Genomic DNA, 23,878 nt, shown 5'->3' with positions numbered 1-23,878 from the left:
GGGTGTGGGTAGGCTCTGTGGCGCGATCACGCCAGAGTCAGCGGAAGTGGACGGTGGCCGTTTCACGCCCCCGCGAGAGCGAGACCGGCGCACTCTGCCCGTCGCGCTTGATCACGTAATCACCGAAGAAGCCCGTGATGGACAAGCGTCCGTCATGATCCGTGCGCATCGACGTTCGCGGCAGCCACCATTCGCCCTTGACCAGCGATTGCAGTGCGTGGAACGAGGGTTTCGGCGTGCCGTCGGCGCGAACAAACCCGCCCGGCGCACCGAGCCACGCTCCGTCGTCGGTGAACCCCCAGTACGTGATGGCCTGTACGGCCGGGTGGCCCACGAGTGAGCGATAGTGGCGGACGATCTCGTCCGCTTGCCTGGCCTCTCCCTCGGGCGTCGATGGCCAGGATGGGATCTGATAGTCGTTGAGGTCGACGATCTCCGGCGGCATGAGGTCCCCCGACAGCAGGGTCGTCTCGGTCAGATGGAGGGGCAGCCCGAAGCGGGCGAATCGGTCGACCATCGCGAGCATGGTCTCTTCTCCCCAATACCCCTGATGCATGTGCGTCTGCAGGCCGATCGCGTCCACGGCGATCCCCGCATCAAGCACGTGTTCGATCAGAGCTTCGTAGTCGCTCGACAGGTCGAAGTCGTTCAGGACGAGCGTCGCCGAAGGGTTCGAGGCGCGAGCTTCCTCGAACGCGAGCTGAATCATGGGCACGCGACCAATGCTCTGCGCAAGCCGGGTGATGCCGTTTTCCTCCGCAGTGAACACGGGCATGATGACCACTTCGTTGATGGCGTCCCACGTGTCGATGACCCCGGAGAAGTCGGTCACCTCGCGTCGGATCCTCTCGCGTTGCAGCTGCTCGATCTCGGCCACCGGCAGACCGGCGAGCCACTCGGGCGCGAGCGTGTGCCAGGTCAGCGGATGCCCCTTCACCGTCACGCCGTGCTCAGCGAACCACGAGGCGGTCCGGAGAAGTCTTCGGGTGTCAGGCTTGCCGCGGGTCGGCTCGAAACCTTGCCAGTAGAATGGAAGGGTCGCAGTATTGAAGAGGTCGAGCCACATCGTCTCGAGCTCCCGCAGGCCGGCGAGTCCGGCCCCGCCGAAAACGGGTTCCTCCGCGGCATCCTGCTCGGTCTCCCCATTGGCGAGCGGGATGAAGTCGAAACCGATGTTGCCGAAGGCGAAGTCATGGCGCTGCTGTTCGACAGTGACATCCGCATTGCGCACAGGGTTGCCGACGGCGTCCAGCACGGTGACCTGCGCGGTCACCCGGCGGTGATCGACGCTCATGAGGCGCTCCGTGCGATCTCGTCGAACCTCGGGTGGAAGGCCCGGTCGAAGCCCACGACGCGGGCTTCACCGGAGAGTTGCACCGAGTGCGTGATCCGCAGGTCGGTGCTCGACGCTCCGAGACCAAGGATGATCTCTCCCGGTTCGACGACCCGCTGGCCGTTCCGGCCCGTGAAGCCGGTGACATCTACGGGAACGTGTATCGAGAACTCGACGGATTCGCCCGGCTTCAGGTCGACGCGCTGAAAACCGACCAGACGCTGCACCGGGCGCACCACTGACGCGACCGGATCGTGGACGTAGATCTGGACGATTTCCGTCCCGGAACGGTCCCCGGTATTGCGGAGACGAAGGCCGAGGGTCGCCGTGCCGTCGACTCCGACCGTATCCGGCCCGTGCTGGCCGGCGCTCCATTCGAAGGTCGTATACCCGATCCCGTGCCCGAACGCGAAGGCCGCGGTAGGGTCGATGTTCGATACTCCGTTGGAGCGCGCCAGAGGAGCGGCCAGGTATGTGGACGGTTGCGTTCCCTCTGAGGCCGGGATGCTGACAGGCAGGCGTCCGCTCGGATTGACCCGGCCGGAGAGGATGCCGGAGAGCGCGGCGGTTCCTTCTTCTCCTGCGAAGAACGCTTGCACGATCGCGCCGGCGCCCGTGACAGCGGATCCCAGCGCGTACGGTCGTCCAGCGAGCAGGGTGACGACGGCAGGAGTCGATGTTGCCAGAACGGCGTCGAGAAGGTCTTGCTGGGCACCTGGCAGACGGAGCGACTCGACGTCGCAGCCCTCACCGCTCGTGCCGCGGCCAAAAAGCCCGGCCCGGTCGCCGAGGGCGACGATGACGACGTCCGCCCGCCTTGCAGCATCGACCGCCGCGGGGATCCCGGCGGTTTCTCCTCCGTCGATCGTCGTGCCTGGCACGTAGTCGATGTCGGCTTCGGGAAACTCGATGCGGAGGCTCTCCAGCAGGGTCGGCAGTTTGATGCCGAGGGGTGTGTCAGGATGCTGCACGCCGACATGCGCCGGGAACGAGTAGCAGCCGAGAACGGCGAAGGGGTCGTCGGTCGTCGGCCCGACGACAGCGATCCGGCGCGGGGCGGCGAGCGGAAGGGTCCCGTCGTTGCTCACAAGCACGACGGATTGTTCGGCGATCTCGCGGGCAACCGCCCGATTGCCGGCGTTGTCCAGGTCGATGGTGCCGCGGATGCCTTCCGCGTCGTCCACGTCGACCCCCCGCAACGCTGCGGGCGTGGCATCCCAGTCAGGATCAAGCAGTCCGAGGTCGACCTTCTGGCGCAGCACACGCCGGAGGGCACGATCGATGACGGCCTCGGGCAGGCCGCCCGACCGGACCGCTTCAGCCAGCGGCGCACCGAAGGTCTTCACCGTCGGCAGTTCGACGTCCACGCCCGCGGTGAGCGCGAGAGCAGCGGCCTCGCCCCACGAACCCGCGACGCCGTGAAGCAGTTTGAGGAAGGCGATCCCGAAGTAGTCGGCCACGACGGTGCCGTCGAAACCCCAGGTGTCACGCAGGACTCCGGTGAGCAGCGACTCGTCAGCCGCCGATGGCACGCCGTCGATGTCGGTATAGGAGTGCATGACCGAACGCGGCCGGCCTTCCCGCATGACCATTTCGAACGGGACGAGCAGAACGTCAGCGAGTTCACGCGGACCGACCGAGACCGGCGCGAGGTTACGGCCGGCTTTCGACGCCGAGTATCCGACGAAGTGCTTGAGAGTTGCGATGATTCCTGCGGACTCGAGACCACGGACGTACGCCGTTCCGATGGTGCCGATGAGATACGGGTCCTCACCGATAGTCTCTTCGACGCGACCCCAGCGGGCATCCCGCACCACGTCGAGCACCGGGGCGAGGCCCTGGTGGATGCCGACCGAACGCATGTCCGACCCGATGCGGTGTGACATCCGCTCGATGAGCCCCGGATTGAACGAGGCCCCCCAGGCGAGGGGCACCGGATAGGCGGTCGCCCCCCAGGTGGCGAAGCCGGCGAGGCACTCTTCATGAGCAACAGCCGGGATGCCGAACCGGTTGGATGCCGCGATCCGGCGCTGGCTGCGGAGGAGGGACAGTGCCCCGAGCGCCGGGTCGACCGGCGCCGAGCCGAACGGCCGAGTCAACTGGCCGAGCCCGTTCGGCAGAAGGGCATCGAGGTCGACGACGTCGTCCATGTCGTTCTGATGCGGGGCAACGTCGCCGCCCTCATTGGACGCGCCGACCCAGACGCCGAACAGCTGGGCGATCTTCTCCTCGAGCGTGAGCTCGTTGAGGAGTGCTTCGACGCGGTCGGAAGCGGATGCGGTCACGTCGTGCCAGGCCGGCGTGGTCGTCGTGGGTGTCGTGGTGCTCAAGGGGAGTCCTAACCTTTGACGGCGCCGGTGAGTCCGCCGACGATGCGACGCTCGAACAGCGTGAAAAATATCAGTGCCGGAATCATGGACAGTGAGGTGAAGGCGAGTACCTTTGCCGTGTCCACCGAATACTGCGAAGCGAACGCCTGAACGCCGAGCGGCAGGGTGTACGTCGCCTGGTCACCGAGGATGAACAGCGGCAGAAGGTAGCTGTTCCAGCTCGCCACGAAGGCAAGGATGCCCGTCGTCACCACGCCCGGCAGCGACAGAGGAACGACCATCCGGAAGAAGAAGCCCAGCCGGCTGGTGCCGTCGATCGACGCCGCCTCTTCGATCTCATCGGGGATGGCCTTGAGGAACGGCACCAGGATGATGATCGTCACCGGCAAGCCGAAGGCGATCTGCGGGAGAATCACGCCGGCCAGGCTGTTCATCAGGCCCAGGTCCCTGACGAGGATGTAGAGCGGCGTGATCGCCACGGTCATCGGGAACATGAGCCCGGCGGCGAACAGTGAATACATCGCGCCGCGACCGGCAAACCTGTATCGAGCGAGGATGAAGCTCGCCATCAGGCCGAGCGTCACCACACCGATGGTCGTAGCGATCCCGGCAATCGCCGAGTTGCCGACCTGCTGCCAGAAGGTCGGACTCGCGAGCACCTCAGCGTAGTTGTCGAAATTCCACGGGTTCGGGAAGCCCGCGGGCGAATTGGTGATCTGCGAGTTGTCGCGGAACCCGCCGAGGATGATGTAGATGACGGGTCCGAGACAGAGTGCGATGAAGACGAAGGCGATGAAGTAGGTCGCCGGACTGCCCCACTCCTGGCGGTCACTCGGTGGACGTTTCTTGTGCAGGCGCGTGGGAGCGTCGAGAACAGCCATCACTTCTTTCCTTCTGTGAGGGCACCGGCGGTGTCGCGTGAGAGAACGTACCGCTGGTAGATCAATGCGATGACGAGGGAGATCAGGAACATGACGACGGCGACAGCACTGCCGTAGCCGAAGTTGCCCGACGTGCGCCCGTTGGCGACCATGTAGGTGGCCATGGTCGAGGTCCCCGCAGTCGAGGCGACGTACTGGCCCCAGATGATGAAGACCAGGTCGAACAACTGCAGCGAGCCGATGATCGACAGGAACGCCCAGATCCGCACGGTCGGCCCGAGGAGCGGCAGCGTGATGGTGCGCTGGATCTGCCAGTAGCTGGCGCCGTCGATCGCGGCCGCCTCGAACAATTCGTCCGGGATGCTCTGCAATCCGGCAAGGAAGAGGATGACGGCGAAGCCGATGTACTTCCACGAGATGATCACCATCAGGGACCAGATGGCGATGCTCGGATCAGAGAGCCAGTCTCTCTGGAGAGCTCCCAACCCGATGCTCTCGAGCAGCCCGTTGACGGAACCGGAGGTCTGCAGCATGAGACCCCAGCCGATCCCGACGATGACCTCGGAGATGATGTACGGGACGAAGATGAGCACGCGGATGAGCGAGCGGCCACGGATCTTCTGGTTGAGCAGGAGCGCGAGGACGATCGCAATGGGTCCCTGGAGGACCAGGGAGAGCACCAGGATGAACCCGTTGTGGCGCAGCACGTCGTGGAACGCGCTGTCCTGCAAGATGATCATGTAGTTTTCGAAACCGACGAAGTCGGTGGCCGGCCCGAAGCCCTTCCAGCGGAAGAAACCGTAGTAGCCGGCGAGGACGACCGGGAAGATCACGAAGCTGACGAAGACGACGATCGCCGGCCCGGCCAGAAGCGTGATCTCGAGGCGCTTGCGCCAGTCAGCTGGACGCCGTCTGGGCCGCGGTGCGGCAGGGGACGCCGCGTGAGCGCCATCCCCTGCCGTGACCGTGCCCCGCGGCGGCTGCTTCTCCGTCAACAACGGAGGACCCCCTGCAGGTTCAATCATGATCTGCTGCTATCCCTTGGCCGCTGCGTCGTTCAGAGCAGAGACGATGTCTTCAGCTGTGCCCTGACCGGCGAACAGGTCGACAGCACCCTTGTTGAGCGCGTTTCCGACGTTCTGTCCGAACAGCGTGTCGAGCCACACCGTGACGTACGGTGCGTCGTTGTACGCCTGGAGGATCGACTGGAGCGCCGGGTCAGTGACAGCTGCCTGGGCGTCCTGGTTGGCGGGGATCGTCTGGAACGCTTCCGCGTAGCCTTCCTGGTGCTCCTGCTGCATGAAGAAGTTCAGGAACGCGGTGCACTCTTCTTTCGGTGCTTGAGCGGAGCAGGTGAATCCATCGACGCCGCCCATCATTGCGCCAGGCTCACCCTCGCCGCCGTCGACCTCAGGGAACGGGAACCAGCCCAGGTCAGGCAGCGGCTTCTCATCAGGAGTCAGCGAAGCGATGACACCTGGGTTCCATGCGCCCATGAGTTCCATCGCTGCTTTGTGATTCGCAAGGAGACCTGCAGAGCTGCCTGCTCCCTGCTGCGCCGAGGTGGTGAGGAATCCGTTGTTGAACGGCTGCGTGTCGACGAATTCCTGCAGGTTATCGCCGGCCTCCAGCCAGCACGGGTCGTCGAACTCCATGGTTTCGGCGGCCGTGTCGAGAGCGTCCTGCGAGCAGGCTCGAACTGCGAAGAAGTAGTACCAGTGCGCTGCAGGCCAGGCATCTTTCGCGCCGACTGCGATGGGGTCGATTCCTGCACCCTTGAGCTTGTCAACGGCGGAACCGAGCTCGTCCATGGTCGTCGGTGTTCCCTCAACGCCCGCTTGGGTGAAGAGGTCTCCGCTGTAGTAGATGCCCCCAGGCAGCAAGGCGGTCGGCATTCCGTAAATCTTGCCGTCGACCGCGAAAGCGTCCAAGACGCTTTCGGGCACCGCGGCCCTGGTGGCCTCGTCGATGGAATCCGTGATGTCCAGGGCCTGGCCGGCCGCAACGACATCCGCAAGCTTGCCGCCGCCGCGCGCCATGAAGATGTCGGGTGCATCACCGGAGTTCAGCGCCGTCTGGAGCTTCCCGTCCATCTCCTCGTTCTGGATGGACTGGATGTCGATCGTGACGCCAGGGTTTGCCTCCTCGAAGGCTGCGACCGTCTTCTCCCAGTGCGCCTTGCCTGCACCCGTCGTCGAGTTGTGCCAGAACGTCATGGTGACGTCGCCATCTTCTGTTGCTCCACCCTCGGAGCCGCATGCGGACAGGCCGCCGAGGGCGATTGCTGTCGCCGCCCCGACGGTCAGCAGCTTTTTGATACTAAGCTTGTTCATCTTTGAACGCCTCTCGAAAGTTTCGACATCTGCGTCGAAAGCGATTAGTATGGTGCGAGCGTAACAGTGGCCCGGTGAAACGCAAGTGTTTTCCGCAACAAACAGATAGAAATCGGATCCTCATGGTCGCTTCAGGTCGCAGGGTCAAGCTCATGGATCAGCCGATGAGGCCGTGTTTTCGCGCTCCACGGTCGCCAAAGTCCTCAAGGGACGGTCGGACGTGTCCGCGCAGGCGCAGGCAGGTATCGAAGGGCTCCTCTACAGGCAGGAATATCCATGACGCCCAGGCCTGCCTGACCGGGGCACCCTGATCGACCTCGTTCTCCCCCACCTCGACACAACCTGGGCCATGGAGATCATCCGCGGAGTCGAAAGTTTCGCTCGCACCGACGATTCGATCGTCGTACGTGCCGAGGCGGATGACCGCCACTCCCTGTCCCCGGCCTGGATGACCGGCGCCCCGCCGGCACCCGGTCGGGATGGTGCTCGTCTTCGCCTGTCTTGCGACGGAAGCGAAGTCGCAGGAGTAGGCGCACCCTCGAAACCATCCCGCGGACGGACCCGCAACGCGGCTCGTCGTCCGTGAGAGTCCGACCGCGCCAGTTGCGGCTGACCGGCCGAGACTGAGGTGAAGCCCGTCCCTCGACGTCGCGATCCTGTTCCTCGCAACGTTGTACCGGCGCATCGCGCATCACGACCCGCAGCAACGGGTGATCCTCGTTCTGCACGATCAGCGGCGTATCGTTAGCGAACTTACAACAGGCGGGGTCGGATGAACCACCAGGAGAAAACCATGCAGGGCTTGAAAGTACTTTTCATCGGCGGCAGCGGAATCATCAGCGCCTCCTGCACGAGACAGGCCGTCGACGCAGGGATGGACGTCTATCTTCTCAACCGCGGGATCAACAACCTGCGCCAGGTACCCGAGGCTGTCACCACCTTGGTCGCGGATTCCCGGGACAAGCAGGCCGTCTCCGACGCCATAACTGGTCACAACTTCGACTGCGTGGTCAGCTGGGTCAACTTCACTCCCGAGCAGGTGAAGCAGGACATCGAGATATTCGCCGGACGCACCGGACAATACGTCTTCATCAGCTCGGCATCGGCTTATCAGACACCGCCAACGCACCTGCCCATACTGGAATCCACTCCGTTGAGGAATCCCTTCTGGGAGTATTCGCGCAACAAGATTGCCTGTGAGGACCTGCTCACTGCCGCCTACCGCGAAGAGGGATTCCCCGTCACGATCGTCCGTCCCTCTCACACCTACGATGAAACGCTGATCCCGTTCGACGGAGGATGGACGGTTGTCGAACGTATGCGCGCCGGGCGACCCGTCATCGTGCCCGGAGACGGAACATCGCTGTGGACGATCACCCACAGCCGCGATTTCGCAAAAGGGTTCACAGGTCTGCTCGGAAACACCTCCGCGATTGGTGAAGCCGTGCACATCACCGGTCAGGAGACTCCGTCGTGGAATCAGATCTACGCCCAGGTCGCGGCCGCTGCCGGCGTCCCGGACCCTGTCCTGGTCCATGTCGCCTCAGACTCCATCGCCGAAGCCGACCGTGAATGGGGCGCGGGCCTCTTGGGCGACAAGTCGCACACGATGATCTTCGACAACACGAAGATCCGCTCCCTCGTCCCCGGGCTCACCGCCAGCATCCCCTTCAGTCAGGGTGCTCGGGAAATGATTGCCTGGCATGACTCGGACCCGGCACGCCGATCCGTGGACGCCCACATGGACGCCCTGATGGACCGGCTCGCCGAAGCGTACGCACCGCGTCCTCTCTGACACCTCGACCGCACTCCCGGCCGAACCACCCGGGAGTCACCGGAGCTGACCAGACCTCACCCTGGCGTACCCGATACTTCCCATCCGACCTCCCTCAAGCTCATGAAAGGCTTGTTCTGGTTCGTTGAGAATGAACGAGGCGAGACACACTGCTGAGACAGCACCTGAAGGCAGAACCACCGCAGATGCTGAATCCGCTCGACCCCTGCCGGGACATGCGATACGTCCACGCAGGGGATCCTTGTGGCAATGAGGGCTCATGCCCCTCAGGTGTTCTCGGTTCGTCGCCGCGGGGCGAAGAAACCCAGGCTGTAGGTCAGCAGGATCAACGCCATGCACAGCCCTGATGTGACAGCCGCTCCGAGAGCGCTGGCCTGGGTGCCCATGAGAAGGCCCAGAGCACCGAGACTGATAAGGACCCCGCCCAGCGTGTAGAACATGCGCTCCTTGAATGCCCAGGCGAAGGGCAGGAAATGCAGGCCGACGACGAGGGCGATCAATGCGGGCCGTTGCTCGAGCCTGCCCATCGTTCCGAGCCACCGGCTGCCGACCGCTATCAGCGCGAACTCCCCGATCACGCACAGAACGTACACCCCGACGTGCCATCCGCGAGGAGGGACGAAGGAACCCAGGAAGCGTGGGACGGCGAAGAGAAACCACAGGGTTGCAGTGACTGCCGCGATGGTGAGGAGGCGCGCCCCAACCGCTGCTGGATCGGAGAACCCGGGCGTGTAGGAGAAGACGAAGACACAGGCGCCGATCAACCCGATGAGAGTCCCTGTTCGCCGTGGGTCCGCGAACCTCGGAGGTGCGCCGGTCGACGATTGATGACGCGTGCTGGTATCTCTCACTGAGGGAGCCTCCCAGATCACACCCCGGCTGGCTAGCCCCACCCGAAACCCGCGAAGCGAAATGTGCCGGCAGTTGCACCTTCGGAAGCCACGCCGGCTATAGCCAGCTCATGATATCGGGTTTTTGTTGCCCCACGATCGAGCAAGGCAACCGGTCCGGTCAAAGAATTGCTGGGCGAGATACGCTGCGGTGACTCACCCCTCCCCCTCGCATCCACAGCCAGTGAGAATCTTGGGTGGTGGGTATGCTTTCGCGATGACGTCGTCCCCAAAGCTCGCCAGCCCTTCGACAGGGCAGCGGGTTCGGCTCGCGTCGGCGCTGTGTGGTCTGGTCGCACTGTTACTCGTCGTGCTGGGGTGGAGCGGACTGATCTTCGTTCTCGGCTGGCGCGGAGGGCTGTTGCACCGCTGGCTGTTGGCGGGTGCGTTGTCCGGTTTGTCCGGGCCTGCACGAAGTCACCTGTCACTAGACTCGGTTCCACCTCGCCTCCCACACAGGTTCTCAAGCCGAATCACACGGCAGATTTGCTGCCACCATCGAGGGCCGATGATTTTGCTGTCCCAGGACCGTCTAAGGAGTAGTGAACGGCTGTTCGGCCTGCTTTACCCCATTCGATGTCAGGAGTACTCACCATGGCTGCACCCCTTGTCTACGTCAGCTTCCCTGGGACCGCGAGGGAAGCGCTCGGGTTCTATGCCGATGTCTTCGGAGGTGAGTTGTCCCTGCATTCGTACGAGGACCACGGGAGGACCGACGGCCCGCCGGATGCTGTTGCCCACGGGGTCCTCGACGGTGTCGTCGCCCTCGCCGGCTCGGACACGCCCGCGGGAGAGCAGTCCGTGCGGTGCGAGGGCCTGATGCTCTCATTGTTGGGGACCGCCGAACCGGCCATCCTGCACGAGTGGTTCGACAAGCTCTGCGTCGGCGGATCCGCGATCGATCCCCTGGTCCAACGGCCGTGGGACGGCGCGGACGGACAGGTCACGGACCGGCACGGGCTTCGCTGGCTCATCGGCTACGAGTCGAAGGCATGAGTGATGCTCAGCTGTCCGCGCAGCTGGCGGCGGCGCGCGCCCACGTGCTGCGCGCCGTCGAGGGCCTGACCGAAGCGCAGATGAGCACAGCACGGGTTCCGTCGGGGTGGAGCGTGACGAGCCTGCTGAACCATCTTGCGTTCGATGACGAGATGTTCTGGATCTCGGCCGTCCTCGGCGCGAACCCTGCTGCGATCGACGCCCTCCATGACGGATGGCACTCCACACCGATGACCGGGGCGGAAGCGGTGAGCATCTATCAGGAGCAGATCACCAGCAGTGACAGGGTACTCCCCGAGATCGACCTGGACGCCCCTCCCCGCTGGTGGCCCCCGGCCGATGAGTTCGGCCACCCGCCCATGTCGGACGGGCACGACGTCGTGTTCCGTGTGCTCGCGGAAACCTCGATCCACGCCGGTCACCTCGACATCGTGCGTGAGCTGATCGACGGGCATCAGAACCTCGTCGTGAACTGACCAACGCCCACACCTGTAAGGACCAGCCACCCACCGAAAGGCCACCTGATGCCCGACTTCGCCATCCTCATCTATGCGGACGAGTCCCTCCACGCCCTCGAAGCGGCTGAGGCCGACCTGGAAGAGAACGACCAGCATGCGCAGGACCTCCAGGCCTCAGGGGCGATGTCCCTCGCCTACGCCCTGACACCCAGGGCCAGCGCAGTCTCCGTCCGAAGCGGAGGCACGACGACCGGCCCCTTCGTCCACGCCGACCAGTTCGTCGCCGGCTTCTACGTCATCGAAGCACCAGATCTCGATGCCGCCATTGCCATCGCCCGCCTCAACCCCGCAGTCCGCACGAGCACGGGCGGGGTCGAGGTCCGCCCCGTCCACAGCGGAGGAATCATCACCACGAGCCTCGATTGACGGCTACATCGCAGCCCCCGATGGATCCTTTGACGCCTTCCCCCCTTGACGGCGATCACATGCAAGTGATCTGCTCCGACGTCGCGGACGCCCTGCCCTCGCATGTCCTGACAGCACTTGGTAACGACCGGCCGAGGAGCCGATTCGACACTGTCATCCGGGGCTGGAGGAGGAAAGCGCCCTCGACATCTACCTTTGTGGCGGTGGTGATCTCGCCGGCCAGCTCCTTCCCGAGATCGACCGCCTGATTCTGAAGCGGAACCCTGTGGTTCTGGGGGCAGGTGTTCCTCTTGTCGGCAGCATCACTTTCCCACCAACCCTGTTTCGCCCGCTTCCCTCCAGAGTCTTTGCCTCGCGAGTTGTCATCGAAGAATGGAAACGCCTTCACTGAGGAATGGATAGACGAACACCGCTCAGGGTGCCTTGGTCATCGAACACGAACCAGCAGATGCTGTTCCTGCGGCTCTGGTCCGCGAGCACCAACGCGCGGAGGTGGTCGGGGATCTGCTGACGCTGCCAGTCACGCTCAGCCTGCCCCGCGTCTCGTCTCGCGCACGCGGGTGCTGCCGCCGCGACGGCCTTGATAGCATAGGCGGCCGCCCCCAGATCGTGCTCGGGAACGTGGGCGACACAAGCAGCCTGGCCGGCCGAGTACGCCGCGAAGCGTGCCGCACCACGCAGCGGACGTGCAGCACCCATCGCAAGCCCTCCTATCGCACGGGTAGTCATCATCCCGACTTCTCCGCACGCCCAGGACCGAGCGGCTTCGATCGCCGACCGGGGCCGGTCATCAACAGGACGTGCTTCCTCGAACAGCCCGAGAACATGCTCGGCGCACACAGCCGCCCAGAAGGCCAGTAGCCGATGATCGCCCTCGGTCAGATACCCACCCCGGCGGATAGACACGAGGCGAGGGTCGCGAACGGCAGGAAGGATCATCTGCCTACTTCCTACCCTCCGCTTGAGCTCCCGCAACTACCACCCTCAGCCGCCCGCACCGGATAGTGTCACCGCCAAGCATGCACCGCGGGCGCAGGCATGAACGACCTTTGACGCCGACCAGCGGCTCGCAGGACCCGCCAGCGATGGCTGGGTGTACGAACTCGCCCGGAACCAACGTACCGAATCACTTCAAAGCATCTGGTGGACTGAAGGCCTCTCGGCTGGGATTTGCGCACGCTCAACCCGAGGGGACTTCGACAATGAGACCGATCACGGCGAGTGCCCGTTTCCCTGTGCCGCCCGATAGGGCATGGGACTTCGTGTTCGGGGACGAAAGTCGACGCGCTGCAGCAGCATCGAGAATGATCGCTCGCATTGAGAACTATCAAATGCGTCCGGATGGCACTCCCAGCTACACCATGGTGATGAAAATGGGGCCGCTGACTATGAAAAGCGTCTCCGACTATGAAGTTTTCGACCGCCCGAGCCACACCGTCAATCGGGTACTTCAGAGTCCATTCGGTGGTCGTTTCTTCACCGATTTCAGTCCCACCGATGGTGGGACGACTGTTCTCACACGATGGGAAATGGAGCCACCACGACGGATGGTAAGGGCCCTCCTTCCCGTGCTTGCTCCGATGCTGGCCTTCGTTTCCAAGCGGGATCTCGTTCGATGGGCGGAGGCATGTGCTCGATGAGGGGTTGACCTCCTGGCTCTCTCGATCGTCGACGCTCTTCACGAATAGCTCTTGCGCTACTTGATCAGCACACCCGACTGGACCGCTGTTACGACGCCAACCCCTGTCCGACGGGCCGGTCCTCCCGCAGAAGTCAACCCAACAGCCACCACACGCTGCGGGAACCAGGGCGCTTACTCATGCGATTCACAGGACTCGAGCAGGTCCCTTCCGGGCCGGATCCCGGTCCAGTCAAAGGATGCTTTAGCGAGACTGCTGAGCGGATAGGTCGCCACTGAGCGCGTATGCGAGGCGCACCCTTGCGTGGTCCATGCGTGCTGGTTAGACCTGCATGATCCTCTTCAACAGCTGTCGAAAATCATGCTGGGCGCCGCGCGGATGACCAGGACACTCCGAAAATGTCCCATTCGGCTGGTCAGTGAAGCGCGGGGAGCAGGACCGCGTCTATCACCGAGACGAAGAAGTCCCGTCGAACCGGCTCGGCACTGGCATTCAAGCGATGGGTGCTCATTGCCGGGATCACCTCAGCGAGAACAGAAACTCTCGCCGAAAGACCCGCCGGGACTTCCCCTCGGTCGATCGCGCGGCCAAGGAGACGCCGGTACACCTCGACATATGGTTCCGTGACTTCGGTACGGACAACGACGGCCAGCGCGTCCGAGGTTCGAGTAGCGGAGGCGAGACCTGCGAAAAGTGCCACTCGCTTGTCCGGGCCACCGAGCCAGGAAGAATCGACGACCGCGAGCAGATCCGATCGGAGAGATCCCAGATCCGGGAGCCGGTCGGCTTCAGGGGGTCGCCCGATGGAACGAACCGCGGCGAGGACGAGATCCTCCTTGGTCGCCCATCTCCGATACAGCGTGGACTTCGCCTTCCCCGTGCGAAGTGCGACGTCGTCCAGGGTGACCTTTTCATAACCCCGCTCAGCCAGAAGGTCGAGCGTGATCGCCAGGATGAATTCGTCGCTCGAGTGATCGTAGGGACGGCCCATCCGCAGCCCTTGTGATGCTGGATGACCGGACGGGGAGACAGCGCCTTGGTTCTTCACTCGTGACAGGATACGCCCGGTGCTCATACTTACGATACTGAGTAGTATCGTAAGTACGAGGAGGGCGTGCTTCGTACGCTCAGGATCAGGGAGCAACCGTGGACATCAAAGATGCAGTCATCGTCATCACCGGAGCATCGTCAGGGATCGGCGCTGCCACAGCGCGAGCCGCAGCCCAAGCTGGAGCACGTGTAGTGCTGGCGGCGCGGCGCGAGGATCGAATCAGGGAACTGGCCGGCGAACTCGGCGGGTCGATTGCCGTCGGCTGTGACGTCACCAATCAGGAACAGATCGACGCCCTCGTGCAGACTGCACTTCACGAATTCGGGCGCATCGACGTCCTCATCAACAACGCCGGCCAGGGCCTGCAGGCCACGACCGAACAGATCGACCTCGAAGACTTCCGCTCCGTGCTTGAACTGAACCTCGTAGCCCCACTGGCCATGATGCAAGCGGTACTACCGACCATGCGCCAACAGCACATGGGCATCATCATCAACATCAGTTCCGGAACGACCTTTGCCGACGTCCCCGGAACCGGTGGATACGTCGCGTCCAAAATCGCCCTCGAGCGGCTCTCCGCGATCGCTCGCAACGAGCTCGACGGTACAGGCATCACCGTGTCGACCATGATTCCGTTCGCAACCAGCACGGAATTCCTCGCCTCCATCCGGGCAGGTCGCGCTGAGGCAGAGGCAATGACAGCCGGAGCCCAGTTCGACACACCAGAACAAGTCGCCGACGCACTCCTGCAGCTGATCAGAAGCGGCGAGCCCACCATGGATCTCGTTCCAGCTGCCTACGGCGGAACGCGCTGACCCACCCAAGCATCCCACTGCCCGCCCACCTTCTGACCAAACACTCCATTGGCGAGACAGCCAGCCAGCCAGCGGCAGGAAGCGCCCCTCGGTGTACGTATATGGCACCTTTCCGGACATCTTCACCGTCCGGGTCAAACGCCCACTCCTCGCCTTAGTGCTGGCGGGCACCACGAGTCCAGCTGAAAGATGAGCGTCGAAAGACCGTCTTACGGGCGTGATGCGCCCATGCTGCCCACCCGCTAGACGCGGCACCAAATGGCTAGCTGCCTGCTCGGTAAGCTATGTACAGGAAGAATTGGGGGACACGTTGGATGGACATGCGTTGGATCGACGGCGGATCGCCCGAGACTTCTGGCTTCGCATAACGATTCCTTCCACGCTCTTCGCCGGGCTGCTCGTGCTTCTCTTCACCTCCGTGCAACGTGATGCACTTCCGCCTGCACTGTCGATCACCGGCGCTGCGCTCCTGATCGGCGGCACCATCGGATTCTTCACGGGCGTTCGTGGGCCGCACTGGCCGATCTACGCTCTGATCCTCACCGGACTGGCTGTACTTCTCCTGCTGCCCCAGCCCTGGCAGGGCCTCGCCTTCGTGCCTATCCCATCATCGGCAGTCGGGTATGCGATGGGCAAGGAGGTCGCGTTCTTCCGTCTAAACCGTCGGCAACCGGTTTCACCGTCCACAAACTGACACCCACGCATCACTTGCTTCACCGCGTGTTTTTGATGCGCGTTCGACTATCGATCAACGGTCATTCTGGCAGTGCCTTGATGAGCATTGATCGGAGATCCTTCGCCTGTTCCTCGGGGAGCCAAAAGTTGACCTCCTGGTGACCGCTCGAGGCCTCGAAGGCTATTCCCACGGAGAGTCCGACCTCGTCACCCAACGTCGGGCTCAGGCCGATCGTCGCCACCGCAGGGCGGGGTGGAAGGTCGGGACCGATGACGATCGTTGCCTCAACGAGACCGGTTCCTTCGCGAAGCGCCCTCACATCCGTACCTGAGTGAACCATCCAAGGGGCACCATTGTTCAACATTTCCTGATGGCTTGAGCAGACAGACACCTTACGGTCAGAGTGTGGCAATAGGACGAATGAGCCGGCGGCAGCTTCCAAGCAACGCAGCACAGAGCATGCGGTCATGCGGTGATCGTAACGTGTGACGCGTATCAGGATCCCTCCGGGTTACCGACCCCTGAGTATTGGTCACGGCAGGTGCTGGCAGCCTCAGATACTCAACGTCGCTTGCACGGGCGTAGGCCTGAACATGCTGCTGCTGGCCATCACCGGGTACTGGTCCGTCCTGCCGCAGCTCACCCGCATGATCACCGGCGCCGGCGCGAAGACCGACGCGAACACGGAAATGGCACGTCATCGACCTTGGCATCATCCAGGCTGCTTGCCGCAGCGTTGGCTTCGAAACCAACAGAACGCCAATCAGAAGTGCAAAACGACCGATTCTCACCTTTGCATGATGTTCAGCAACTTAGGCTCGGACTTATGGCACACGGAGACTTTGAGATCCCGCGGGAGACTCTGGAGGAATGGGCTGGCGTCGCCCATATGGCTCGGCTCATGACTGATGTTCTCCACCAGATTGGTGAGCCGAGGCCAGACTCCAATCTCGCTAAGGTCAACGAGGTCTACGCACCCGAGCGTGGTTCTGACTGGCGCCGAGGCTATCTCTCCTCTGCGCTTGAACATCTCGAGTTTTGGGGCGATCACGTTGCCCCGTTGAAGTTCCACCCGAAGCACAGGGTTCGGCATACGTTCAGGCCTGTACAAACCCTTTCTAGGGCAGCTATCGAGTCGTCGGCGCATGCGATCTGGGTCCTCGATGCCCGTACAACTCAGGAGTGCACACGACGCCACCTGTCCTTGGTCGTGCCCGATTTTGAGGAACAAAAGAAAGCTGCGGTCGATCAAGAGCGCAAGGAAGAACTAGCTAGGCGCCGGCAGGATCTCATCAACAGGATTAAGCCGGATCTCGTTGAGGATGACGTGAAGCGAGCTCCTGGGTACATGGAACTGGTTAAACAGGCGGCAGCTGTTGTCGCAACTAGGGGTTCAGCTACGTTCGACATCGACACAGTTGAAAGACTGTGGCGTGCCTCAGCAGGATCAGCGCACGGAAACGGTGGCCTTCACATGATTTGCAGATCGTTGTTCCTCAGAATGAGTTCCTGCCAGGTCAGTTCAATACGGTGCAAATGCCCGACCCCTCAGCCATAACTTCCATCACGGGACTAGCTTCCTCACTGACCTCATACGCGGTTCTGCGCTTCGCTGACTACTCCGGGTGCGAGCCCCAACTCTCAGACCTTTTGGAGCAAGCGCGCGAGCGACTTTCATCGAGGATCCCCCGTCGTACCGACCTCCGCCGTTTCGTAGCCGTCGCGCCTCTCGGCATCGTTCACCGCACTCGGTCAGCTGGCTGAATGAGGGGCAGCACCCGATGTTGCCTGGGTGCTCGATATGGTCGATTCCATGACTGCTGGCAATACGACAATTCAAACCCCTCGCTTCGTCCTGCAACCCCTGACCCTCGAGGATGAGGAGTCAGTCATGACCTACCGAGGCGACCCGAGACTAACAAGCTTCCTCACAAACGCACCGATGGCGTGGGGTGAATATCCTGCCTGGTTCGCTGAGAGGGAACCCGGGTTCAGCCTCCAAGAGGCCGGTGATCGCTGCTATCTCGGGATCAAGTCAGAAGCGTCCGGTCAGGTGATTGGTGACGTACTGCTGCGGCTGGCCGCAACCGACAAGCGACAGGGCGAGATCGGGATGATCCTCCACGCTGATGCGAAGGGTCAGGGTCGCGCCATCGAAGTCGGAGAAGCGGTGCTCGCTTTCGCCTTCCAACAACTGGAGTTACACCGGGTGATCGGAAAGGCGGACGAGCTCAACATCCCTTCTAGGCGCGGCATGGAACGGCTCGGCATGCGCCTGGAAGGAACCTTCATTCAAGACACCCAGCGTGAAGGAATTTGGGTGAACACAGTCTCCTACGCCCTTCTGCGCCATGAATGGATAGCCCAGCATCGTCCATAGAAGGATCCTGCTGCGTGCCCTGGTTCTACGGCTGCCCCTTGATCATCAGCTCATTCTGGTCACTTTTTACTCAGACTCTAGGCACTCATGACCTGTCGTGCTCTGATGAGCCATGAATCGATTGCGCCTAGTCATTCCAGCCCTTGCAGGGGCGGCAATCCTGGCGCTCAGCGGCTGCGAATCTGCTGCTGAGCGTGAACTCGACGGCATCCAATTCGAGTCGAGAAGTGGTCATGATGCTGGCGGAGAACTCACTTGGATCGCTGACGAACACGTGCTGTGGAGCATGACGACCATGAACGGTGACTACACGGCCGTGATCAGCGCACCCTGTAACACTCTGAACGCTGCTGTCAGTGTTACCGCCAACACCATCACGGTCGATACAGACAATGTCGCGATGACGGCCATGGCCTGTGAAGAACCGATCGCCAGCATGGATGAGTGGGTGCATTCCTTCATAGCAGAGCCCATCGATTACACCTGGGACGGCGAAACACTCGCCATGAGCAACGACCAGGGCGGCCTCACCTTCAATCGGGTAACTGACTAGACGATTCGCCATCGCCATACCTGATCCTCAAAAAACGTCCCTAGAGGGATCCATCAACGGACCGCTGCAAAGGGGTTGCCCATGTTCCCTGGTGATGGGTCGGAGTTAGGCTTCGGAGGTGCCGCTGCTGCAAGGGGGAGCACTTGTCCGAGTGGTTTAGCATACGGGCCAGATCGAGACGCAACGACGTATGGCTCGATGTCTACGGACAAGGTAAGCCGAAGATCGTCGGAGACCCCTGGTACATGCCCGACGGTGTCACCAGTGTCTACCCGTTCATCGTGGACTGGCGTCCCGAAGAACTTCCCTTCCCGGTATGGCTTGCTCCCTACAACGGAGGCAGGACGTACGGTGACATGCTGTGGACCGGTGGGCTGGCGTTGAAGATTGCCTCCACTGGTTTCATCGAGGCACTTCGCGCCGCTGAAGTCACCGGGTACCGGACCTTCGAGGTCGAGGTTCGAAACCACGCCGGCTCGCCTGTCGAGGGTTACACCGGCTTCGCGACCGATCCGTCCCCGGGCTCTGACATCCAGAACATCTACGGCCAGACGGGGCAGAACTCTGTTTTCATCGCCAAACCGCGTGTCGTCGAGGCATTGCGCGATCACGGAGCTGACCGGCTGGACATCAGCCCCTACACCCCCGACTAACCCAAGAATTCACCCTGAAAGCCGATCGATTTCCGGGCAACTGTTGGGGCGCTAGGCTGCATTCATGTCTCGAGTCTTGATCACCGGCATGTCGGGCACGGGAAAATCAAAGGTGCTGGGCGAGTTGTCCCGGAGGGGCTTTCAGACTCTCGACACCGACTATGACGGCTGGGTGCTGGCCGACGGTACCTGGGACAAAGCACGCATGGCCGCGTATCTCGCCTCGAATTCGTCTGCGATCGTCTCGGGAACTGTCGAGAACCAGGGACACTTCTATGACCGTTTCGAGGCCGTCGTACTCCTCAGCGCACCGGTGGAAGTGCTCATCGAACGCGTGGCGGTTCGTACCAACAACCCGTACGGCAACGCAGAGACAGAGCAGTCCGTGATCCGCCAGCAGGTCCTCGACGTCGAACCGCTGCTACGACAGGGTGCAACCCTTGAACTTGACGGCCGCCGACCGTTCTCGGAACCGGCTGACGCCGTTGAGTACCTTATGGCGTCCTCTCCCCACGTCCGGTGAACCATCGCTCAGCGGGCGGTCGCCTGGCTAGGCAGGATCGTGGAGCGATCGCATTAGGTTTGGTTTATGAAGGACGTGACTATCAGGACGACCACCGAGGATGACTGGGAAGCCGTTCGAAACCTCCGCCTGGAGATGATCCCGGACACCCCGCACGGGTTCGCCGAGCGTCTTGAGGACGCACAGCGACAGGACGAACAGGAATGGCGCCTGCGGGGAAGGCGCGGCGACACCGGGAGCAGCACCTCGATCGTTGCGATCGACGAAACCGGAACGTGGGTCGGAGCCATGGGCGGCTGGATACCAGACCCTGCCGTAGGGCCCCTGCTCGTCGGCGTCTACATCGCCCCGTCACATCGCGGACTCAGCGCCAGCGTCACCGACAGAATGCTTGACGTCATCGAGGCATGGGCCGGCACCCACGCTTCAACCCTCCGGTTGACCGTGCACGAACACAACCGACGCGCACAAGCGTTCTACCAGCGGCGCGGCTACGAACTAACGGGAACCGCGACCCCCTACGTCCTTGACCCCGATCAGCGCGAACTCGAGATGATCCGCACACTCACCCGATGAGAACCGTCTATCGGACATCATCAGCGCGTGGGGAGCGGGCGGCTCTCGAGATGGCTCAGCGCCTGAGGATGGCGAAGGTCCCTCGCAGGCGCGGTGGTGCGCTTCGTGTGCCCGGGGATTACCTGCTGTCAGCCTGGCCGATCGGCTCGGTGCTATCGCGGAATGCGGCGCGGGCGGCGGGCCAGCTGTCCTCGTCGACGTGCAGAGCGGTCTGAAGGTAGGCGGTACTCATCCGCTGAATGACGGCGACCCGCTCAGGGTTCTCGTCGGTGGTCTCGGCGACTTCGTAACCGACGATCCCACCGAGAGCATGCTCGGCACCGTAGAAGGTGAGGAGGTCGGTGGCGCCGGGGCTGTGCGTGTACGCGTCGGTGAACCAGTCGGGTCCGCGGCTGGACATCTTGGACTGGTCGTGGTCGCCGGCGACGACCAACGTCGGCGTGGTCAACTCCTGGAACGAGGGGCGCATGAACGGGAAGTTCGCCTGCGCGAACGGGTGAAGGTCGTCGTCGCCGACGCCGGTTGCGGCGAACAGGATGCCCGCGGTGACTCGGCTGTCGGACATGTCCTCGCCGATCTGGCCCGTTTCGTCGAGGATCCGCGCACCGAGGAGCGCCTGCGCCGTCTGTCCGCCCCAGGAGTGACCGTTGGCGGCAACGCGGCTGCGGTCGATGCGGCCGGCAAGTCCGGGTACGGCGGCCTCGATGGTGTCGAGCTGATCGAGGATGCGGGTGAGATCCGAGATCCGCTCGGTCCAGATCGTCGGAAACACCGGGTGGTCGAACCCGAAACCGTTCCGGCGCGAGTCGAGATGGGTGGGCTGAATTACGACGAACCCGCGGGAGGCCCAGAACGCGGTGAGCGGCGCGTAGCCGTCGAGGTTCCACCCGTTGCCATGGGAGAACACCACCACGGGGAGGTTCGTGCCGGTTGCCGGCGCCGACACTCGCACCTCGAGCGGGACCGGTCGACCCGGGGCGGTCAGCTGGATTGGAGCGACGGAGACCACCGGAGCGCCGGCACCGATGACGCCGTCCAGTGTGTGGATGAGTAGTGAGGTCATGGAAAGTTCCTTCCGAAGGGCTGCGCTCTGCGATACTGGTTATCGGAGCGCTGCTCCGTAACAATACGGAACACTGATCCGTAATTCAAGTAGGTGCGATCGAGTTTGCGAGGACGGGCATATGGCTGACACCCAGAGCGAGCAGTCGCGCGTTGTGCAGTCCAAGCAAGTGGGGCGTCCTCGTCAAAGCGAGCAGGCACTCCTCGACGCAGCGGCAGCGGTGTTCGTGACATCCGGAGTCGACGCTCCGGTGCGGGAGATCGCAGCGAAAGCCGGCGTCGGCGTGGGGACGATCTACCGACACTTCCCGACCCGTCCGGAGCTTGTAGTTGCTGTGTACCGGCACCAGGTCGAGGCGTGCGCAGAAGCTGGCCCACGACTACTCGCCGAGAGCGCGACGCCCGAGGCAGCCTTGAGGGCATGGGTGGCCTTGTTCGTGGACTTCCTCGTCACCAAGCACGGACTCGCCGGCGCATTGCAAGGAGACAGCGCCGGATCCGACGCTCTGCATACCTACTTCGTCGGCCGTCTTGTCCCGGTCTGCAACTCACTCCTCGAGGCAGCGCTCAATTCTGTCGACAGGGTTCCACCGATCGATGCCTACAACGTGCTCAAAGGTATCGGTAACCTCTGTATCGGCGCCGCAAATGACGCCGAGTACGAGGCTGCCACTCTTGTGCAACTACTCATATCGGGCGTGCTTGCCCAAGGAGCCCGCTGACCCAAGCTCATGGCGTCCTCGCGCGGAGCAGGACAGGAAGCGCGGGGAGGATGCGAGACGCTTCCTCAACCACTCGTCGTAACGCGCCCGCGAACGGGACTGTCCGATAAACGGTGTGTGGCCCGGCGGCTGTGAAGTCTCAAGACATCGTGGACGGTTTTGTCTCAGCACGTCGTGGACAGTGTGTCTCACAACGTCGTGGGCACTTCACTGGGTGCTGGGGTTGTCTCGGGTATGGGACTCAAACACGATGCCCCGGATGTACGTTGGTCGATCCCTGGGCGGGACTACAGCTGAGGGTTCGTTATCTGGAGAGGTACGCAGCACCCCGACGTTTGGGAGGTCGAGGTGCCGCGTCCTCCGGCTTAGGAGCGGACGGAACGGCGCCGGAGCGCCGCGAAAGCGCATGCGCCTAGTAGTGCAGTTGCTGCGGAGGCGGTAAGGGCAGTACCCGCCGTGTCGGTGGTTTTGGAGGCCGCTAGCCCGGCGCCTGTGTCCGCTCCGCCCACGGGCATCTGTGCAACCTGCGGTTGTGACGGTACGCCAGGGAGACCTTCGATACCGGTGAAGCAGGGGTATGTGCCGTCGGGGAAAGCGATGCTGCCGGGGTTCACGGCACAGAGGTTCGTGCCGTCGGGCCCAATGACCCCTCCGACTACGTAGGTGACGGTGGCGGGATCCACGATGGTCGCTTGCTCGAAGGGCACGATGTATGGGTCTTGGGATGCTGCATCGGCTGCGCCCGCTGTAGCCATGGCGACTACCACGGCAAGTGTGCAACCTGCGGCCGCTGATGAGATGTTCATGATGGTTTCCCTTCGTGCCGCCCCCCCATGGACGGCTTCATCCCCAGTCAAACAGACAGTGGACGCCCGTTGCGCGGCGAAGTAGTTTCGCGGGTCCGTGTCGCCAGTACTGCTGACATACGCGCCCCGTACTTCCGTGGCCATCGCCGCTCCTGATTGCCAGGCACCAGACCCCAAACCCCGATCAGACTCGCATCCACATCCTGGGAGTCCCGCTGAGGGATCGGCGGATTCTGGCGGTCATTGCAACAGGAGTTTCGATCAGTTCGATCGGCTTCCGGAACTCTAGTCTTTTTCGTGGCGGGTCATGGAGCCCCTGAGCGACCCAGTCGAGGTCAGCGTCGCTATGGACGCTCAGATCGGTGCCTTTCGGAAAGTACTGCCGCAGGAGTGGACTGGTCCCCGGAAGTTGGACGCCTTATTTAGGGTTCTTCTTCAGGGAGTAGTCAGATGTATTTCAAAGGTGCGTTGAGTCACTCAGTTGCGGTGTCGGCGGTCGAGTTGTTCGAGCAAGGGTTGAGTGCGAACTCCGTCGCACGTGCTCTTGGTTTGGCATCCACGTCTGTTCAAATGTTGTATCAGCGATGGCAGGTACGAGGAACGGGTGCACTGGTGACACGAGAGCGGAAGCAGTACGACCTCGAGACCAAGCTCGTGATCGTCCGCCGTCATCTGCAAGGCGCATCAGGACGCGTCCTGGCCAAGGAGTACGACCTCCCCTCTCCCGGTACCGTCACGAACTGGGCGAAGATCTACCGGCGCGATGGCGAAGACGGGCTACGTCCGAAGAAACGGGGCCGACGACCAGCCAATCGGGAGGATCCCGTCCCTGAGAGCGAGGTCGAGCAGCTCCGCAAAGAGAACGAGCGGTTGCGTGCGGAGGTGGCGTACCTGGGAAAATTGCGGGCCTTGAGATCACAGCAACGACGCTGAAAGTCCAGGCAGTCGATGATCTCAAGGCCCACCACCGGTTACCGCT

The 23,878-nt window shown here is 62.8% G+C and carries 24 protein-coding genes and 1 pseudogene; 14 read left to right on the top strand and 11 right to left on the bottom strand.

The genetic code is table 11. From position 1 onward, the window contains the following. Nucleotides 1-37: 37 nt before the first annotated feature. Genes AC1MFI_RS12605 through AC1MFI_RS12585 form a run of 5 tightly spaced genes read right to left on the bottom strand, consistent with a single transcriptional unit; the run spans nucleotide 38 to nucleotide 6,877 of the window. Nucleotides 38-1,294, bottom strand: a complete 1,257-nt coding sequence (locus AC1MFI_RS12605; RefSeq protein WP_479817280.1) for an endo-1,4-beta-xylanase — start codon at nucleotides 1,292-1,294, stop codon at nucleotides 38-40. Then, the gene (locus tag AC1MFI_RS12600; protein WP_479817278.1) at nucleotides 1,291-3,663 is read right to left on the bottom strand and encodes a beta-xylosidase/alpha-l-arabinosidase; all 2,373 of its coding nucleotides are present in this window, start codon (nucleotides 3,661-3,663) and stop codon (nucleotides 1,291-1,293) included. The genes AC1MFI_RS12605 and AC1MFI_RS12600 overlap by 4 nt, the downstream gene beginning before the upstream one ends. Before the next feature lie 8 nt (nucleotides 3,664-3,671). Further along, nucleotides 3,672-4,544, bottom strand: coding sequence for a carbohydrate ABC transporter permease (locus tag AC1MFI_RS12595; RefSeq protein ID WP_479817276.1), 873 nt, complete (start codon nucleotides 4,542-4,544; stop codon nucleotides 3,672-3,674). Continuing rightward, a complete protein-coding gene (locus tag AC1MFI_RS12590) occupies nucleotides 4,544-5,569 on the bottom strand; it encodes a carbohydrate ABC transporter permease (RefSeq protein WP_479817274.1) in 1,026 nt (341 codons plus the stop codon). The genes AC1MFI_RS12595 and AC1MFI_RS12590 overlap by 1 nt, the downstream gene beginning before the upstream one ends. A gap of 9 nt (nucleotides 5,570-5,578) precedes the next feature. After that, nucleotides 5,579-6,877 carry an ABC transporter substrate-binding protein gene (locus AC1MFI_RS12585; protein ID WP_479817272.1) on the bottom strand — a complete coding sequence of 433 codons (1,299 nt, stop codon included), beginning with the start codon at nucleotides 6,875-6,877 and terminating at the stop codon, nucleotides 5,579-5,581. 772 nt (nucleotides 6,878-7,649) lie between these two features. Between AC1MFI_RS12585 and AC1MFI_RS12580 the strand changes: the two genes are divergently transcribed. Then, nucleotides 7,650-8,672: an NAD-dependent epimerase/dehydratase family protein gene (locus AC1MFI_RS12580; RefSeq protein WP_479817270.1), complete on the top strand. Its 1,023-nt coding sequence runs from the start codon at nucleotides 7,650-7,652 to the stop codon at nucleotides 8,670-8,672. Between the two features lie 266 nt (nucleotides 8,673-8,938). On the opposite strand, the gene AC1MFI_RS12575 is transcribed toward AC1MFI_RS12580, so the two are convergent. After that, nucleotides 8,939-9,436, bottom strand: a complete 498-nt coding sequence (locus tag AC1MFI_RS12575; RefSeq protein WP_479817268.1) for a DUF7010 family protein — start codon at nucleotides 9,434-9,436, stop codon at nucleotides 8,939-8,941. A gap of 720 nt (nucleotides 9,437-10,156) precedes the next feature. Between AC1MFI_RS12575 and AC1MFI_RS12570 the strand changes: the two genes are divergently transcribed. The 3 genes from AC1MFI_RS12570 to AC1MFI_RS12560 are packed head-to-tail and all read left to right on the top strand — an operon-like array spanning nucleotide 10,157 to nucleotide 11,442. Beyond that, on the top strand, nucleotides 10,157-10,558 hold the full coding sequence (locus tag AC1MFI_RS12570) for a VOC family protein (protein WP_479817266.1): 402 nt from the start codon (nucleotides 10,157-10,159) through the stop codon (nucleotides 10,556-10,558). After that, nucleotides 10,555-11,034, top strand: coding sequence for a mycothiol transferase (locus tag AC1MFI_RS12565; protein ID WP_479817264.1), 480 nt, complete (start codon nucleotides 10,555-10,557; stop codon nucleotides 11,032-11,034). The genes AC1MFI_RS12570 and AC1MFI_RS12565 overlap by 4 nt, the downstream gene beginning before the upstream one ends. Before the next feature lie 48 nt (nucleotides 11,035-11,082). Beyond that, nucleotides 11,083-11,442, top strand: coding sequence for a YciI family protein (locus AC1MFI_RS12560; RefSeq protein ID WP_479817262.1), 360 nt, complete (start codon nucleotides 11,083-11,085; stop codon nucleotides 11,440-11,442). 384 nt (nucleotides 11,443-11,826) lie between these two features. On the opposite strand, the gene AC1MFI_RS12555 is transcribed toward AC1MFI_RS12560, so the two are convergent. Together AC1MFI_RS12555 and AC1MFI_RS12550 are read right to left on the bottom strand one after the other, a co-directional pair. Beyond that, entirely contained in the window at nucleotides 11,827-12,381 is a 555-nt protein-coding gene (locus tag AC1MFI_RS12555) for a putative immunity protein (RefSeq protein WP_479817260.1), read from the bottom strand. Between the two features lie 1,116 nt (nucleotides 12,382-13,497). Beyond that, complete coding sequence (locus AC1MFI_RS12550; protein ID WP_479817258.1) at nucleotides 13,498-14,073, bottom strand: TetR/AcrR family transcriptional regulator; 576 nt, start codon at nucleotides 14,071-14,073, stop codon at nucleotides 13,498-13,500. A 155-nt stretch (nucleotides 14,074-14,228) separates the two neighbouring features. On the opposite strand from AC1MFI_RS12550, the gene AC1MFI_RS12545 reads away from it, so the two are divergent. Then, nucleotides 14,229-14,948: an SDR family oxidoreductase gene (locus AC1MFI_RS12545; protein WP_479817257.1), complete on the top strand. Its 720-nt coding sequence runs from the start codon at nucleotides 14,229-14,231 to the stop codon at nucleotides 14,946-14,948. A gap of 298 nt (nucleotides 14,949-15,246) precedes the next feature. Continuing rightward, nucleotides 15,247-15,642: a hypothetical protein gene (locus AC1MFI_RS12540; protein WP_479817256.1), complete on the top strand. Its 396-nt coding sequence runs from the start codon at nucleotides 15,247-15,249 to the stop codon at nucleotides 15,640-15,642. A 61-nt stretch (nucleotides 15,643-15,703) separates the two neighbouring features. Here the strand turns inward: AC1MFI_RS12540 and AC1MFI_RS12535 are convergent, their stop codons facing one another. Then, entirely contained in the window at nucleotides 15,704-15,943 is a 240-nt protein-coding gene (locus tag AC1MFI_RS12535; protein ID WP_479817255.1) for a hypothetical protein, read from the bottom strand. Nucleotides 15,944-16,450: 507 nt separating this feature from the next. On the opposite strand from AC1MFI_RS12535, the gene AC1MFI_RS12530 reads away from it, so the two are divergent. The 6 genes from AC1MFI_RS12530 (at nucleotide 16,451) to AC1MFI_RS12505 (ending at nucleotide 20,309) form a co-directional block, all read left to right on the top strand. After that, complete coding sequence (locus AC1MFI_RS12530) at nucleotides 16,451-17,182, top strand: hypothetical protein (protein WP_479817254.1); 732 nt, start codon at nucleotides 16,451-16,453, stop codon at nucleotides 17,180-17,182. A 243-nt stretch (nucleotides 17,183-17,425) separates the two neighbouring features. Next, entirely contained in the window at nucleotides 17,426-18,004 is a 579-nt protein-coding gene (locus AC1MFI_RS12525) for a GNAT family N-acetyltransferase (protein WP_479820874.1), read from the top strand. Between the two features lie 112 nt (nucleotides 18,005-18,116). Further along, nucleotides 18,117-18,557 carry an META domain-containing protein gene (locus AC1MFI_RS12520; protein ID WP_479817252.1) on the top strand — a complete coding sequence of 147 codons (441 nt, stop codon included), beginning with the start codon at nucleotides 18,117-18,119 and terminating at the stop codon, nucleotides 18,555-18,557. A 143-nt stretch (nucleotides 18,558-18,700) separates the two neighbouring features. After that, on the top strand, nucleotides 18,701-19,210 hold the full coding sequence (locus AC1MFI_RS12515; protein ID WP_479817251.1) for a hypothetical protein: 510 nt from the start codon (nucleotides 18,701-18,703) through the stop codon (nucleotides 19,208-19,210). Nucleotides 19,211-19,274: 64 nt separating this feature from the next. Next, complete coding sequence (locus AC1MFI_RS12510; RefSeq protein ID WP_479817250.1) at nucleotides 19,275-19,733, top strand: AAA family ATPase; 459 nt, start codon at nucleotides 19,275-19,277, stop codon at nucleotides 19,731-19,733. 66 nt (nucleotides 19,734-19,799) lie between these two features. Continuing rightward, nucleotides 19,800-20,309 (top strand): GNAT family N-acetyltransferase, encoded by a 510-nt coding sequence (locus tag AC1MFI_RS12505; RefSeq protein ID WP_479817249.1) that lies wholly within the window; start codon nucleotides 19,800-19,802, stop codon nucleotides 20,307-20,309. 118 nt (nucleotides 20,310-20,427) lie between these two features. Here AC1MFI_RS12505 and AC1MFI_RS12500 read toward each other — a convergent pair whose 3' ends face one another. Further along, a complete protein-coding gene (locus AC1MFI_RS12500; RefSeq protein WP_479817248.1) occupies nucleotides 20,428-21,372 on the bottom strand; it encodes an alpha/beta hydrolase family protein in 945 nt (314 codons plus the stop codon). 121 nt (nucleotides 21,373-21,493) lie between these two features. On the opposite strand from AC1MFI_RS12500, the gene AC1MFI_RS12495 reads away from it, so the two are divergent. After that, complete coding sequence (locus tag AC1MFI_RS12495) at nucleotides 21,494-22,093, top strand: TetR/AcrR family transcriptional regulator (protein ID WP_479817246.1); 600 nt, start codon at nucleotides 21,494-21,496, stop codon at nucleotides 22,091-22,093. 990 nt (nucleotides 22,094-23,083) lie between these two features. On the opposite strand, the pseudogene AC1MFI_RS12490 reads toward AC1MFI_RS12495, so the two are convergent. Then, nucleotides 23,084-23,299: pseudogene (locus AC1MFI_RS12490) on the bottom strand (hypothetical protein); the annotation flags it as partial. A 212-nt stretch (nucleotides 23,300-23,511) separates the two neighbouring features. Here AC1MFI_RS12490 and AC1MFI_RS12485 point away from each other — a divergent pair. Then, nucleotides 23,512-23,832: a transposase gene (locus tag AC1MFI_RS12485; RefSeq protein ID WP_479817245.1), complete on the top strand. Its 321-nt coding sequence runs from the start codon at nucleotides 23,512-23,514 to the stop codon at nucleotides 23,830-23,832. Nucleotides 23,833-23,878 lie beyond the last annotated feature (46 nt).

The organism is Arthrobacter sp. BC5, assembly GCF_056680255.1.
This window is presented reverse-complemented; position numbering and strand designations above follow the sequence as displayed.